This is a genomic window from Nitratiruptor sp. YY08-26, assembly GCF_016593215.1.
Taxonomy (GTDB): Bacteria; Campylobacterota; Campylobacteria; order Campylobacterales; family Nitratiruptoraceae; genus Nitratiruptor; species Nitratiruptor tergarcus.
On the sequence record NZ_AP023064.1, the window covers coordinates 1 to 14,231 of the forward strand.

15 protein-coding genes are annotated in these 14,231 nt (G+C 35.4%); 5 read left to right on the forward strand and 10 right to left on the reverse strand.

Going from position 1 to position 14,231, the window contains the following annotated elements; all coding sequences use genetic code 11:
- The first annotated feature begins 21 nt into the window (after positions 1-21).
- Complete coding sequence (locus tag JG738_RS10185) at positions 22-999, forward strand: replication initiation protein (RefSeq protein WP_199201742.1); 978 nt, start codon at positions 22-24, stop codon at positions 997-999.
- Positions 1,000-2,005: 1,006 nt separating this feature from the next.
- On the opposite strand, the gene JG738_RS10190 is transcribed toward JG738_RS10185, so the two are convergent.
- From JG738_RS10190 to JG738_RS10225, 8 genes are all read right to left on the reverse strand, one after another.
- The gene (locus JG738_RS10190) at positions 2,006-2,905 is read right to left on the reverse strand and encodes a replication initiation protein (protein WP_199201743.1); all 900 of its coding nucleotides are present in this window, start codon (positions 2,903-2,905) and stop codon (positions 2,006-2,008) included.
- 770 nt (positions 2,906-3,675) lie between these two features.
- Complete coding sequence (locus JG738_RS10195) at positions 3,676-5,196, reverse strand: GspE/PulE family protein (RefSeq protein WP_199201744.1); 1,521 nt, start codon at positions 5,194-5,196, stop codon at positions 3,676-3,678.
- Positions 5,165-7,021 carry a type II secretion system secretin GspD gene (gene gspD, locus JG738_RS10200; RefSeq protein ID WP_199201745.1) on the reverse strand — a complete coding sequence of 619 codons (1,857 nt, stop codon included), beginning with the start codon at positions 7,019-7,021 and terminating at the stop codon, positions 5,165-5,167. The genes JG738_RS10195 and gspD overlap by 32 nt, the downstream gene beginning before the upstream one ends.
- Positions 7,008-7,814 (reverse strand): PDZ domain-containing protein, encoded by an 807-nt coding sequence (locus JG738_RS10205; RefSeq protein ID WP_199201746.1) that lies wholly within the window; start codon positions 7,812-7,814, stop codon positions 7,008-7,010. Before JG738_RS10205 ends, gspD begins: the two co-directional genes overlap by 14 nt.
- A complete protein-coding gene (locus JG738_RS10210) occupies positions 7,798-8,310 on the reverse strand; it encodes a hypothetical protein (RefSeq protein ID WP_199201747.1) in 513 nt (170 codons plus the stop codon). The genes JG738_RS10205 and JG738_RS10210 overlap by 17 nt, the downstream gene beginning before the upstream one ends.
- Entirely contained in the window at positions 8,307-8,714 is a 408-nt protein-coding gene (locus JG738_RS10215; RefSeq protein ID WP_199201748.1) for a hypothetical protein, read from the reverse strand. The genes JG738_RS10210 and JG738_RS10215 overlap by 4 nt, the downstream gene beginning before the upstream one ends.
- The gene (locus JG738_RS10220; RefSeq protein WP_199201749.1) at positions 8,711-9,625 is read right to left on the reverse strand and encodes a hypothetical protein; all 915 of its coding nucleotides are present in this window, start codon (positions 9,623-9,625) and stop codon (positions 8,711-8,713) included. Before JG738_RS10220 ends, JG738_RS10215 begins: the two co-directional genes overlap by 4 nt.
- Positions 9,606-10,508: a hypothetical protein gene (locus tag JG738_RS10225; RefSeq protein WP_201338764.1), complete on the reverse strand. Its 903-nt coding sequence runs from the start codon at positions 10,506-10,508 to the stop codon at positions 9,606-9,608. Before JG738_RS10225 ends, JG738_RS10220 begins: the two co-directional genes overlap by 20 nt.
- Positions 10,509-10,632: 124 nt before the next feature.
- Between JG738_RS10225 and gspG the strand changes: the two genes are divergently transcribed.
- The 3 genes from gspG to JG738_RS10240 are packed head-to-tail and all read left to right on the forward strand — an operon-like array spanning position 10,633 to position 12,804.
- A complete protein-coding gene (gspG, locus tag JG738_RS10230) occupies positions 10,633-11,055 on the forward strand; it encodes a type II secretion system major pseudopilin GspG (RefSeq protein WP_199201751.1) in 423 nt (140 codons plus the stop codon).
- Complete coding sequence (locus tag JG738_RS10235; protein ID WP_199201752.1) at positions 11,033-11,575, forward strand: hypothetical protein; 543 nt, start codon at positions 11,033-11,035, stop codon at positions 11,573-11,575. Before gspG ends, JG738_RS10235 begins: the two co-directional genes overlap by 23 nt.
- Before the next feature lie 8 nt (positions 11,576-11,583).
- Positions 11,584-12,804, forward strand: coding sequence for a type II secretion system F family protein (locus JG738_RS10240; RefSeq protein WP_199201753.1), 1,221 nt, complete (start codon positions 11,584-11,586; stop codon positions 12,802-12,804).
- Positions 12,805-12,806: 2 nt separating this feature from the next.
- Here JG738_RS10240 and JG738_RS10245 read toward each other — a convergent pair whose 3' ends face one another.
- Complete coding sequence (locus tag JG738_RS10245) at positions 12,807-13,016, reverse strand: hypothetical protein (RefSeq protein WP_199201754.1); 210 nt, start codon at positions 13,014-13,016, stop codon at positions 12,807-12,809.
- Positions 13,017-13,038: 22 nt separating this feature from the next.
- On the reverse strand, positions 13,039-13,683 hold the full coding sequence (locus JG738_RS10250) for a ParA family protein (protein WP_199201755.1): 645 nt from the start codon (positions 13,681-13,683) through the stop codon (positions 13,039-13,041).
- A 316-nt stretch (positions 13,684-13,999) separates the two neighbouring features.
- On the opposite strand from JG738_RS10250, the gene JG738_RS10255 reads away from it, so the two are divergent.
- Positions 14,000-14,173, forward strand: a complete 174-nt coding sequence (locus tag JG738_RS10255) for a hypothetical protein (RefSeq protein WP_199201756.1) — start codon at positions 14,000-14,002, stop codon at positions 14,171-14,173.
- Positions 14,174-14,231 lie beyond the last annotated feature (58 nt).

Sequence of the window (14,231 nt, forward strand, 5' to 3'; positions counted from 1 at the left end):
TTATTGTAAAAAGGAAATCTCATGGCCATAGAAAAAATCAAGCTGCCCGCTATAAAAAAACACAACAGCCTGACTGATGGATATATCCCAAAATCTTCGAAGCAGGTTTTACCAGACAAGCTTCTCAATGCTTTGTATTATAAATATGAGCGTGAAGGCAATAAATTTGTCATGTCTTTACAAGAGCTCAAGCAGCTTTTAGGACTTCGTTCCGATGGTAATGTAGAGAGGATATACGAAGCTATCGGGATTTTACGACATCCTGTATCGGTTAGAGATTTCACTTATAAAGGGAAAAAAGCAAAATGGGCATCGATAAGTTTTTTGAAAGAGGCAGTTAGATGGGTAGAAAAGGAAAATTATATAGAATTTGAGATTTCAGATATGATGATCGAAGTATTGAAACAAAAGGTAGGGTATACTGAACTCAATTTAGAAATATGCAGTAAATTTAAAACAAAATATGGTTTAAAAATCTATGAGATGTATCGAAGATATTATAAGCTTGAAGAGTCCGCACAAGATATCAATCTTGGAATTGTAAAAAAGGATCTTGAGGAACTCAATAAAAAGTTTGGAACAAATTATAAAACGCCCTCTGGAATGCTTAGAGGTATAAAACGAGGGCTCAATGAAATCGAAAAGATCACAGGAGAAAAAATAGAGTGTTTTTTCGATAAAAAAGAGAAATTTTTTGTTTTTTTTTGGCAAAAAAAGCCAGAATATCCAAAGTTGAGAATTCCTTATAAACGAGTAGATGAACTGATAGATTGGTATTTGCGGCACCGAGAAGATGAACTTTCCATGAAAAATTTGGAAAAATATAAATCGCAACTCAAAAGTGCGATTTTAGAAGATACATTTGAGGGATTGGATACTCTTTATCGAGGTATGTTGGCTTATAAATATAATATTTTGGATGCAGAGAAATATTATGATCCAAAAACAGGTAAGTATAGAGATTTTGAAGCTCCTAAACGCTCTTTACTAGATTTATGAGTGATTTGAAGGATTTGTCATATTGTGAGGATCGTTTGGATCTTGGACTTCTTTTATCCCTCACAATATGACAAGTTTTGAGAATTTGTAAAAACATCTTCTTATTCTTTTCAAATATAGCTCATAAAGCTATCTAGAAAGCCTGTAGATTGATTTTTTTCAATTTTATAATTTTTTCCTTGTCTAAATAAAAAAGTGGCTTAAAATTGATTTATGAGTGATTTGAAGGATTTGTCATATTGTGAGGATCGTTTGGATCTAAAAGTCTACTTTCACCCATTTTGATAAAACTTGTCATATTGTGAGGATCGTTTGGATCTTGGACTTCTTTTATCCCTCACAATATGACAAGTTTTGAGAATTTGTAAAAACATCTTCTTATTCTTTTCAAATATAGCTCATAAAGCTATCTAGAAAGCCTGTAGATTGATTTTTTTCAATTTTATAATTTTTTCCTTGTCTAAATAAAAAAGTGGCTTAAAATTGATTTATGAGTGATTTGAAGGATTTGTCATATTGTGAGGATCGTTTGGATCTAAAAGTCTACTTTCACCCATTTTGATAAAACTTGTCATATTGTGAGGATCGTTTGGATCTTGGACTTCTTTTATCCCTCACAATATGACAAGTTTTGAGAAAGTTAATATAATTAAATTTTTATTTATGAATATAGTTAATTTTATTTTTAAAAAATAACGAGGTTGTTCTATCTTTCTTGAAATATATCTATCAAGATTCTTAGTACAGATTTTAAATTACTAAATACTTGAATATTTGAAAAACAAAAAAATCTCGATTTTATGGTACTTTCAGGAATGTAAAAATCCCAAATTGGGGGAGTTATTTCCCAAATTGGGGGAATAAACTTGTCATATTGTGAGGGAACTTGTCATATTGTGAGGGTTAAGAATTGAAGAATTTGCTTAATATAATTTATTAGTCTTTATTTTTTATTAACAGTCTTAGATAGTGAAATCTTCTCTTCAATCTTAAGCAAAAATAGTAATTATAGAAAGATGGAAGGTAAAGTTTTTAAAGAAAGAGTTATTTGTGATGTTCGAATTTTATCGGTTATAGTAAGCTTAATATAATCCTTGCTGTAGACAGCAATATCTAAAACTGTCCATGGAAGTTCGGTAGGGGAGTATTTTTTATTGATCATTTTTCCTTGATATGTTTTCAAAAGTTCTTTTTGAAGTTGTTTAAGATCTTTTTTTTCTTGGGCCGAACTATCTTTTATAGTAAAGCCAATTTTTGTATATTTTTTCCTTTCTTTGATAAGTTGATAATCGATAGTGATATCGGTATTTTTATTGATCTGCTTTTTTGCAGTCTCCAGGACACGTTTACGAAAATCGGAGATCTGGTTATATTTATTTTCGATTTGAAGAATTCTTTTAAGAGCTTGGATAGGTATCTCTTGATGTTTAGATTCTTTATCGATTTTTTTACAAAGTTCATAAATGCGAATAGCATATATAGATGTAAGAGGTTTGATATTTTGAATGTTGAATCGAGTAAAAAGTCTTTTTTGTGCCTCTTCAAAGTAGGGTAAAAGTTCTGGATAAATAGAGGTTTCGAAATATCCATTTTTATATTCCACTTTTTTTAAAAGTTGTAAAAGTACCCAATTTTTTTCATTATCTAAATCTTTTATTTCGATAACTTTTGTCATCAACTCCTTGAAAATTGCTTTTAGATGGTCTTTTCTATATTTTCTAGGATCTATACCTACTTCTTTAATCAGATCTTCTCGGTGAATTTTGATATTTCCGGTTTTTTTGTCGATGTGTAGAAATGTAGAAAGAAGAATTTTTTTCGCATCTAAACTTAGACTATATATAGCTTCAATAAAATTATTATGTAAAGTTAATATAATTTGCTCAGAATTAGCAATTTTTTCCATAATTTTCTCCTTGATCTTGTCAATATTTTATATCAGACTAATTTAAAAGCGTCTAATAAAAATTTACAAATGCCGTAAAATGTCTGAGTTATGCCGTAAAATGTCTGAGTTATGCCGTAAAATGTCTGAGTTATGCCGTAAAATGTCTGAGTTATGCCGTAAAATGTCTGAGTTATGCCGTAAAATGTCTGAGTTATGCCGTAAAATGTCTGAGTTATGCCGTAAAATGTCTGAGTTATGCCGTAAAATGTCTGAGTTTAAGAAAGCAGTTCAATAATAAATATAAATGATTATCTTATCAGAAATCATCTAAATAATTCATTATTTTATAAGATAATCTTTGGAATAAAATTATTATTAATATAAAAAATAAATTCTTATTTATATAATAAGATTCAAAAAAATAAATATATAAAAATATATAAGTAGAATAAGTAAAAATTAATATAAAATCTTTTTTCAAAAAAAGCTTGATTTTTGAAAATAAAGTTTTTGAAAGCGAAATAGGGAAAAAATTGGAACCAAAAAACTAAAAAAATATCAAAAACAAGCTCTAAAAACTTGTCATATTGTGAGGAGTGAATAGAGGTTTTAGGGATAAATGAGTACATTTGTATAAGAGTAAGCTTCAAAGAGGATAAAACTTCCAAAGTGCGTATTGGAGCTGGTTATCAAAATTAGATATCTATATTTTGTAATGCACAGCAAAAGATGAAAAGAGCAAGATAGATAATAAGATATTCCTCTCCTGCTTTGAAGCAGAGAAGATATCAGGACTCTTTGAGTCCTACACGAATAGCCTCATCCATAGAGGTGTTGCCATTGAGTAGCATTTCTTTGAGCTGATCAGCGAGAGTCTTCATCCCTTTTTGGATCGCCTTTTCTCTAATTTCATGATCGCTTACTTCGCCTTTAAGCATAGTGCGAAAATCATCATCCATGATGAAGAGTTCTCCGATAGCTTGGCGTCCTTGGTAGCCGGTATAGTTACACTCTTTGCATCCTACTGCTTTATAGATGGTGGCCCCTTTTGGAAGGCTGAATTCCTCTGCATACTCCTCTGCAATAGTATCTTCAGCCTTACAGTGAGGGCAGAGTTTTCTAACAAGTCTTTGAGCTAAAACTCCTAGTAATGAAGAGGCTATGAGATAGTGTTCTATACCCATATCAAGAAGTCTTGTGATAGATGCTGTAGCAGTATTGGTATGGAGTGTGGAAAATACCAAGTGTCCTGTAAGTGCAGCTTGTGTAGCTATTTGTGCTGTCTCTTTATCCCTGATCTCCCCTACCATGATGACGTCGGGATCTTGGCGAAGAATTGAACGAAGGCCTGCAGCAAAAGTGAGGCCCGCTTTGACATTAACCTGGATCTGGTTGATATTGTCTGCTTTGTATTCTACCGGATCTTCTATGGTAATGATATTTTTATCTGGCGTGGCGATACGCTGCAAAAATGAGTGGAGAGTGGTAGATTTACCACTTCCTGTAGGACCTGTGACAAGGATAATGCCATGGGAGTTTTTAAGGAGAGAATCAAGCTCTTTTGTGAGTTCTTCTTTAAATCCTAATTCTGTCAAATGTGGAATATCTTCACTCTCCATTAGTATCCGCATAACAACGCGCTCACCATAGTATGTAGGAAGAACTGATACCCGGATATCAAGTGTTTTTCCAGCAATTTTTACCTGTGTACGTCCATCTTGTGGTATGCGCTTTTCACTAATATCGAGATTGGATATGACTTTAATACGGCTGATTATGAGATTAATGATTTTATTATCTACTTCGGCATGTTTAATAAGAACTCCATCTATACGGAAGCGTACTATGCCTTTGTGTTCGTGCACTTCGATATGGATATCGCTTGCATGCTTTTTGATTGCCTGATAAAAAAGAGCGTTGACAAATTTGATAATAGGTGCAGACTCTTCACTTGTAAGCAAGTCGCTTGATGTGCGTAAAAACTCAGCTAATGAGAGATCCTCTTCAAACTCCTCTTCTGCACCGGTACTTTCGCTTAGATTGCTCAGCTCTTTGTCAGTGCGAAGCTCTAAAGCCTTATTGTAGAGTCTATCGAATGAGTCTTTGTCCAAAAAAATGATAGGGTATTCAAACTCAAATTTGGAAAGAAAATCGAAGGCTCTTGCCATATGGTGTTTGGATAGAGCGATAGAGGTTTTGCCCTCTTTTTCGGTAAAGAGGACATAATTTTTAATAGCCAGTTTTAGATCGACATTCTCCGGAAATGCTGGCTCAAGATTAATGTCGTGAATTGGTTGTAGGTTGAGCACCTCTGGAAACTCCTTTTATCTTCAATTTATGGATCAATATATCATAATAGCGCTCTTCTAGTCTATTGAGTCGATAGAGGGTTTGCTTGAGTTTTTTCATATCTTCACTGTTTTGAATGATAAATGGCGTAAGAATTACTACTAAATTAACTTTATCCCGAATTTTTTCTTTATCTTTAAAAAGATTACCAGCAACAGGTATATCTCCTAAAAAAGGAATTTTTGTCTCTTTATCATCATATTTTGCTTTAATAAGTCCTCCAAGGATTACGCTCTCACCATTACTTACAATAGCAGTAGTTTCTACTTGCCGTTTAGTTGTAATAGGAAGTCCAGGCTGTCCTCCAGCAGTGTCTTCTTGGATCAGGCTCGTTTTGATAGTCACTTTATCTCCAGAAGAGATTCTTGGTTTTATCTTGAGCGTTAGACCAATATCTTGACGCTTATAGGTGTTTCTAGCTAAATCGGTAGTAGAATTACCCTGTACTGAACTTGTGAGGACAGATTCTGTTTTTCCCACATAAATAGAAGAATCTTTGTTGTTGATACAGAGCAATGATGGCTCGCTCAATACCTCTGCAGCACCTTCACTGCTTAAAAAGTCGATAAATGCTCCTAAAGCCACCCCTTCGGTGATGTTTTCTGGCATTTTGAGTAAGGAATTGATAGCCCCAGAGACAATAGAACTACCTCCTAGATTCATTGCGGCAGTATACAAAGCATTAGAGGTTACTTTACCACCCTCTAGGCCATATTTGAGCCCAATTTGCTTGGCTTTGGATTCGCTGATCTCAACGATTTTTGCCATGATGTAGACTTGTGGGCGTTCACGGTCTAAAAGCTTGACCATCCCTTTGATCATTTCGATATCTTCGCCTTTAGCAGAGACAATGAGAGAATTCATCTCTTCATCAACACTGATAGTTGGTTTTTCAGACTCTTTGGGATACTTCTTTTTGGCTAAAAGATCGTTGATTGTTTTGACTAAATCCTTAGCTTCGGCATTTTGTAGAGGAATCACTGCAATTCGTTGCTCACCTGCAAGATCTTTAGCATCCAGTTTTTTGATATAGGGAAGTAGTTTTTGGATATTTTCTTGGGTAGCGATGAGAATGATGGAGTTGGTGGCATCGTCGCTAAGAAGTTCTATCTTGTTGGTTGGGATCTTTTGGTTGATTGTCGCTTTAGCCATTTTGGTCACTTGTCCAATGATTCTGCTGGCTTTGGCGTATTTGAGCTCAATAAATTTGATTTTCATTTTGTTGGAAGGATCTTGATCGATAAAAGCAGCAATCTTTTTAATAATCTGGATATTTTTTGGGTAATCTGCGATAACCATACTATTTGTGTCTCGCAAGGTGATGATTTTACCCCCTATGGAGAGAAACTGTCTAATACGAGCGGCTACGATATCGACATTGGCGTTTTTGATTCGGATAATAGTAGTACGCATTACCCCTGGAGTTTTTGAAACGAAGTCAAGACCCTCTTTGACAGCTCTGGATGATCGTACTACCTTGAGGTAGTTGCCATCTTCGACGAGGGTAAATCCTTTGGCATCCAAAACATCGATGAGGATATTGAATAGCTCATCTTTATACACAGGAGCTGAAGAGATGAAATTGACGTTTCCAGGAACGGGAATAGTAAGTAAGATATTTTTATGAATTATCTTGGCGACCATCTGGATAAAATCTTGGATTTTGAGGTTGTTGAATTTTATGTTAACTACCTCTTTTTGAGTAGCATAGATGGTCTTTTTCTCTTTCGCCGAAAGGGAAGATGCGAGCAATATACCTATGAGAACTATTTTAATATATCTCATATTCTAGATCCTTTTTTTCGTTGTTTCGTATGATGCTGAGTTTGATGGAGTTGTATTTGTCTATGTTGTTGTATAATCTAAGTACATCGGAATAGGAGCGAAATGTTTTGTTGTTAGCTCCTACAATGATATCCCCTTTACGTAGGCCGATTTTACCAAAAATGGAGTTTTTATTGACGCTAGTGACCTTGAATCCGGTAAGTCCTTTAGTTTTTGGATCGATCTGCTCCTGGATGGAGATGTTTTTCCAGATATCATTGAAATGCTTTTTATAGTGGTCGATATCTCGCTTCAAGACAGCAAATTTTACCTCCTCTGGATTGTAGAGCATCTGCTCTTTTAAAGAGATGCTATATTTGCCTTTGAGTCCCTTCTCTTCTAGTTTGAGTTCGTAGTGTTTGCCGTCTTTTTCAAAGATTGCTCTATCCGGTTTGACGGCAATAAGTTTGTAGCCTTTGAAGCTTTCACCTGTGGAGAGAAAGATAAGTTTGCCTTTCTCTTCAATAGCAATGACCCCTCTATCCTTTTCGCTGTAGATTGCTTTGAGTTTGAGGTTTGTGAGTTGATAGATCGGCTTTTTGACAACAGGTTTACTCTTTTTGACAGGTACGATGCCAAAGGCTTTGACTACATGGTAGCGCTTATAAAGATTGATAGAGTATTCTGGACTCTTCTCTATGCCAAAGTGGGGCAAGAAAAAATAAAGAGGTATAGTTGCGATTTTAGCCAAAACAGCGATAGTGAAGATACTAAGAAAAAGTTTTAAAATATTTTGGTTAATAGCTAAATTCATACCGGTACTGACCTTGTTTGATTTTTTTCAGTGGTAACATTTTGATAGGCTTTGTTGTAAAAACATCTATAAATCCTTTTTTTGCAAAAAGATCGATAGAGCCTGAAATTTTCCCAATACGGGAATCTCCTCGTAATAAAATCTTTATAGGATAAAAAGGGGTATAAAAGATACGAAACCTATTGATATCTATTGCTGGGATCAAAGAGATCTTTTTGTTAGAGTGAAAATTTTTAAGATCAATCATATTAAAAAAGATGTCGGGATAGATAGCAAGGGATTCGAATATTCCAACCTCAATATCTTTGACATATAAAGTTCCATTTTTGGCCAAAAAAGCAATGGGATTTTCTTTGAGTGTCTCGTCGCTGATGATAATTTGCTGGGGAGCCAAGAGATGCTCAATTTTATAATAGAGCAGTTTTTTGGGTGCGAAGGCTACGAAAAAGAGGATAAAAAGTATGAAATAGATGAGTGCTTTGCCAAATTTTTTCAATACCGAAACTCCACTTCCATTGAGATTTTTGTCTTATCTTTTCTTGTAATTGAAAAGGCTCCTACTTTGACGAAGGAGTTAAATATCTTATCGGCAATTCTGTCGGCGTTGCTGGCATCGATCCCTTCGATAACTATCTTGTAGCGTTCTCTTCCTTTTCGGCTCTTTTTGACAAATGGCTTGATAAGAGGAGAGTTGACAAGTTGTAAAACACGTTGCTGTTGAAGCTTGCTATCTCCCCAATAGTTGCGAAGAACGGCGACTTTTTTGCCGACCTTCTCTAGCTGATAGAGATGCTTAGATTTTTCCCCCACAAGTCGCTGGATTTTATGGTCTTGGTACCAGATTACTAGCAAAATTACCACTAAAAAGGCTGAGATATAGAGGGGGTTTATTCTATTCATAGACTACACTTTACAGATAAAATTTTTCCTCGCAGCTGCATATCCAATACATGAATCTTTTTGACAAGATAGTTTTTGATAAGCTCCGCTCGTTTGGGATCAATGAGAGCAATCTCAAATCGGATATCTTTGCCAATACTTAAAGACTGGAAAAATTCTGTTGGAGCCAGAGGGATACGTAAAATAGCATCGAGATCGTCTCGGATGGCTAGTTGCTGCTTTTGGATCTTTTCTAAAGAGGCGATGATGTTTTTGATTTGAATAGTGGTGGGTGGCAGATGATATTGGCTCATAATCGCCTGCTCTTTGGCAGAGAGTGTAGCAAAATTCTTTTTATGGATAAAGGTCTCCACTGCATATGCGACGATGGTAATGAAAACAAGAATGGAGAATCGATATAAAATCTCTTCGGAGATAACCAAATTAGTATAGGATCGAAGAGGCAAGGATCTTTTTGGAAGATCAAATTGGATTTGTGAGAGCTTTTTGGCCTCGATAGGAAACATCGATTTAGGAAGGGCGATGATGGTGCCTTGTTCGTTGATGAGAATCTTGTTGCCGGCATCGATAGGCTCTTGTATATCTTTTAAAGCAAGCTGAGCCAGATAGACTTTGCTCACTTGTGATGGTTTAATGCCAAGCTCAGAGAGTTTGTTTAAAATCTGGCTGTCTTGATAGGCAAAAAACCAATACTCCTCACCCACCTTTTCGACAAAGTAGCTGTACTTTCCAGATGGAATGATTCCTTCAAACATCGATGGAGCGATTTTTTTGGCTTGAGAGAGAGGGATTTTCATCTTCTCTTTTACAAACCAGTACAGGGATGGAGAGAGAATGAGTATCCCTTTGTTGAAAACAAGTGTATCGCTCTCTTTATCTAAAACTGCTATCTCAATTGATTTTATAGCCAATATCCACTACCTTTTTTTCTTTTATATTATAGATAAATATGGCAGAACTACGCTCTTGCCCCTGTTTGATTCTCAATTTTCCTTGAATAACAGGAACGAAAAAAGTAATATCATACTTTTTAAGTTCATCTTTGTACTCTTTGGCTAAAGGAAGTTCTTTCCAGTCATCATAGTTCATTTCTTTGTCTATCGTGAGCTTTTTGAGACTCTCTATATCCAAATAGGGGAGCATGTAGCTCAAAAGTTTTGGCGAAATATAGTTAAAATCTATTTTTTTATTATAAAACCCCAAAATCTTTTTCCAAGGGATTGTATAAATATTTGAATCTTCTGTTAACAAAACATAGTGATTAATGAGCATCATAAATTTTTGGAAATTTTCAATACGCCCTTGGGCAAATCGTTTATCATAGAGTGCTATTTCGCTACCAGGAATCCGCTCGTCTAGATCTTTGTCTAGACTATCTTCGATGAGTGCCAAAAAGAGCTCTTTATTCTGAACATTATTTGTTTGTAGAATTCTATCAAATAATAGTATATAGTTGTAATTAAGAACCGTTTTATTTTGCTCTTTTTTAAAAAAGTTGTTTGGATTGATTCCTTTGGCGGCAGAATCGAAGGAGACATGAACCTCTATCTCGTCAGATGTGAAATCTATGGGTAAGGATATTAGTATCTCGAGTCCATCGGAACTGTTGATATCTTGGCTTTTTTGCTTAAGAATATTGGCGATGTCGTGGACAAAAGTAGCTATCTGGACAAGAGCCTTTTTTTGTTGTACCTCTTTAGAAGCGCTCTGGACGATATGGAGTCCCACAGCGATAAGAGAAGAGATAGCGACAATGAGTATCAGAGTAATAAGTAAAATAATCGATTTTTTCAATGTTAAAGCTTTTAAGATATAATTTCGCAAAATTATACTAAAAGAAATGTAATAAGATAGAATCAAAAAGCGACAGCTTTATCTTCTATATAAACTAAGTAATAATTTATGAATAAGGAACTTAATGAAAAAAGCATTTTCTTTAATGGAGCTTATGATCGTTATTATCATTCTTGGCCTGTTAGCCTCTTTGGTCTTGCCAAATTTGATTGGTAAAAGCGAAGAAGCTAAACAGAAGTTGGTTTGTGTGCAGATGCAAAGTATCGCCCAGGCTTTGAAAATGTTCAAGCTTGATAACGGAAGCTATCCCGATACGGAAGAGGGGCTCAAAGCTCTTGTTAAAAATCCAGATCCTGAAAGATATCCAAACTACTCGCCAAAAGGCTATTTCGCCAACGGTCAGATTCCAAAAGATCCTTGGGGACACCCCTACATCTATGTCAAAACGGACAATGGATTCAACATTATCTCTTTAGGAGCCGACGGCAAGGAAGGCGGTAGGGACGAAAACAAAGATATCAGTTATGAAGATTGCCTCAAAAAGTAGTTTTACCCTTTTTGAGCTTCTCATTGTCATTCTCATCATTTCCATCATCTATGGCATTTTTATCGAGCGCCTAAATAGTAAAGAGGAGGAAATAAAGCGCTTGGGGCTCGAAGATATACATGAATTCCTTTCATCGTATGATTTTAATGAATCTGTTAAGCTTCGATGTGTAGATCAAGGCAGAAGTTGTTACCTCTTTTTGGATGGACAAAAAAGAGAAAAGATTCCCTTCTCTTTCAGATCAGAGCCAAAAGTGTACGATTTTGATATCCACGGTATGCTCTCCCAAGTACGATTTGTTCCTCTTTTTGAAGGAAATATGCCAAAGGATGTTTGCTTTGAATATGATCTCTATCCCAATGGGAGCGGTTCGAGTTATATCGTGGAGTATGAGAAGAGATATTATGTTTTTTACTCCTATTTGCATCCTGTACGCATCGTCAAAAGTATCGCTAAAGCCCAAGATCTTTTCGATCCAACCCCTTGGATTCCTACCGATAGTAGCGACTACAACTTTTAAGGCAAACAATGATTTTTAAATATAAAGGTATCGATAAAAAAAGTGGTAAAAGCGTCAAAGGGGTGATAGAAGCCCAAGATCTCCAAGAGGCAAAAGCGAGACTTTTGGCCAAAAATATCCTCTTTACCTCTATTAAAGAACACACCGCCTCTTTACTTGAAAAGATCTCTTTTAAAAGAAAAGGGACCATTTCAAATCAAGAGCTCGCTACCCTGAGTCGAGACTTAGCCATCTATCTTCGAGCCGGTATCCCGATTGCTAATGCTTTGCGTCTAGCTCAAAACCAATATGCAAGCAATAAAAAGCTCTATAATTTTTTAGGTTCCATCATCACCTATTTGGATGAAGGAAAGAGTTTTTATCAGGCATTGGATGCCCAGTCTATTATTGAACTGCCAACATTTTATAAGCAATCGATCAAGGTGGCTGAAAACAGCGGTACTCTCGAAGATGTCCTTGAAGAGCTGGCTACCTTTTTAAAAGAGCAGGACCGTATCAACAAGCAGATCCAAAGTGCCTTTGCCTATCCAATGTTTATCATCATTGTCTCCATCTTTATGGTGGGATTCATGATTAGCTATGTAGTTCCCAAAATCACGGCTATTTTTGTGCAGATGAAGCAAGAACTTCCTCCTATTACCCAGTTTGTTGTAGATATGGGAAACTTTTTTAAAAACTATTGGCTGGAGATGGGAATAACGATTGTAGTTTTGGTGATACTATTTTCTTTGCTTGTCAAATACAATCAACGATTTAAATATATGGTCGATTATCTTATGCTCAAACTCCCATTTTTGGGAAAAATCATTCAAGTCTCCGAGCTTGCTAGATTTTCCTATATGGCTTCGGTTTTGCTCGATTCCGGTATTCCATTTGTGCAGGCCATCAATTTGGCCTCAAAAATCCTCAAAAACTCCGTTATTCAGCAGATATTTGAAGAGGCTGCAAGCAAGGTGGTGGAAGGCTCGAAGTTTTCCACGGCACTTATCAAGCATGCCACTATCATCGATCGCTCCTTTGTTCAAGCTATTGCTTTGGGTGAAGAGACCAGTCAGGTTCCTGTCATTTTGAAGAACCTCTCTGAACTCTATTTGGAAGAGAACAGAGATAAAATTGCAATTTTCCTCTCTTTGTTGGAGCCAATGCTTATGCTCATTGTAGGGGGTATCATTGGATTTATCATTACGGCGATGCTGCTACCGATCTTTTCTATCAATATACAAGGATAGTCTTATAAAAGGCCATCTTTTTTCATCTTTTCGATTAATGCCATTTTGGCATAGGCCGAAAAAGAGAAGCCATGTTCTTTAATGGCTTCGCTCCATTCTACCGGCACATTATAAATAATAATATTCTTTTTGTCTTGCTCTTTTTTATTTTGTAAAGAGGCACTTTTGACTACCTTGTGCAGTTTCTTTTCTATTCCATCAAATTTTCCCATATAATAGCCTTTAGATATTATTTTAATAATTAAACAATATTGATTCAATATTACCTATTAAGTCACTCAGTTCTTTTGCTGCTTTACTTTTGTCATCCATCTCTATCACGCTCTGTCCACTTTCAAAGCTCCTGGAAAAGAGGACTCTTCTACGAAGAACGCTTTGAAACATGTCAAAATAGTCACTTTTCTGGATGTAATGGCGCATTTCTTCTATGGCCTTGCTGCTTGTTGGATTGACATTATTAAGAAGCACATGAGCCTTGATATCTGCTTTGATGTTTTTGAGTTCTTCCAAAATATTTTTGAAAGCCTCCAGGCCATAGATCTCGATGAGATTGTTTGATACTGGAGTAATGATCAAATCCGCTCCCAATAGTGCGATACGGTTGAGATTGCTATCGAAACCTCCGCTGTCGATAAGAATATGCTCGCTCGTCTCATCGATGATTCTCATCAGCTCTTTGGGATCTTTAGCTTCCAGAATGTCCAGTGGCTCAAGAGCTTTTTCTTTGCGGTGTTCGTTGAAAATACTAAGACTTTTTTGATAATCAAGATCTACCACCTTCAAAGAAAGACGTTTGGAAAACTCAACTGCCAGATTCAAAGCTATAGTTGATTTACCTACTCCACCTTTTTGGTGAGCGATCGCGATTACTTTACCCATCAATAACCTTTTAATAATATATAAATATCGAAACAATATTATTTTATAATATACCACAGTATTTTAGAAATAGCTGAAATTGAAAAAATGAGACCAATTTGAAAAGCAATAAAGATAAAATTGATCAAATATACCGATCTCAGATTTTCGCAAAGCCAAACCTACTAAAGATAATTTTTGCTAAAATGAGTTGAAAACTATGATTTTCAATACCTATACTAGTGTTCTTTTTAAGCTTTACATCGATTCCAACTGTATACGTTATAATATTGTATGTATATTTTAAATAATATTAATTTACTTTAAGGAGAGAGGTGTGAAGAGCGAAAAAATTCATAAAACAATTAGAGTGGAAAAAGATTTATGGGAAAAATTTATGAAAATCGCCAAGTATAAAGATAGTGATGCCAGTAAAGAGATTCGAAAATTTATCAAAAGATATTTAGCCGAAAATAGTCAGCTTTTTTTGGAGATGGAATCAAAGAAATAAACAACGATATATCATATTGCTTTTCAAACTATTAAAATAATATTAATCTAAATATATT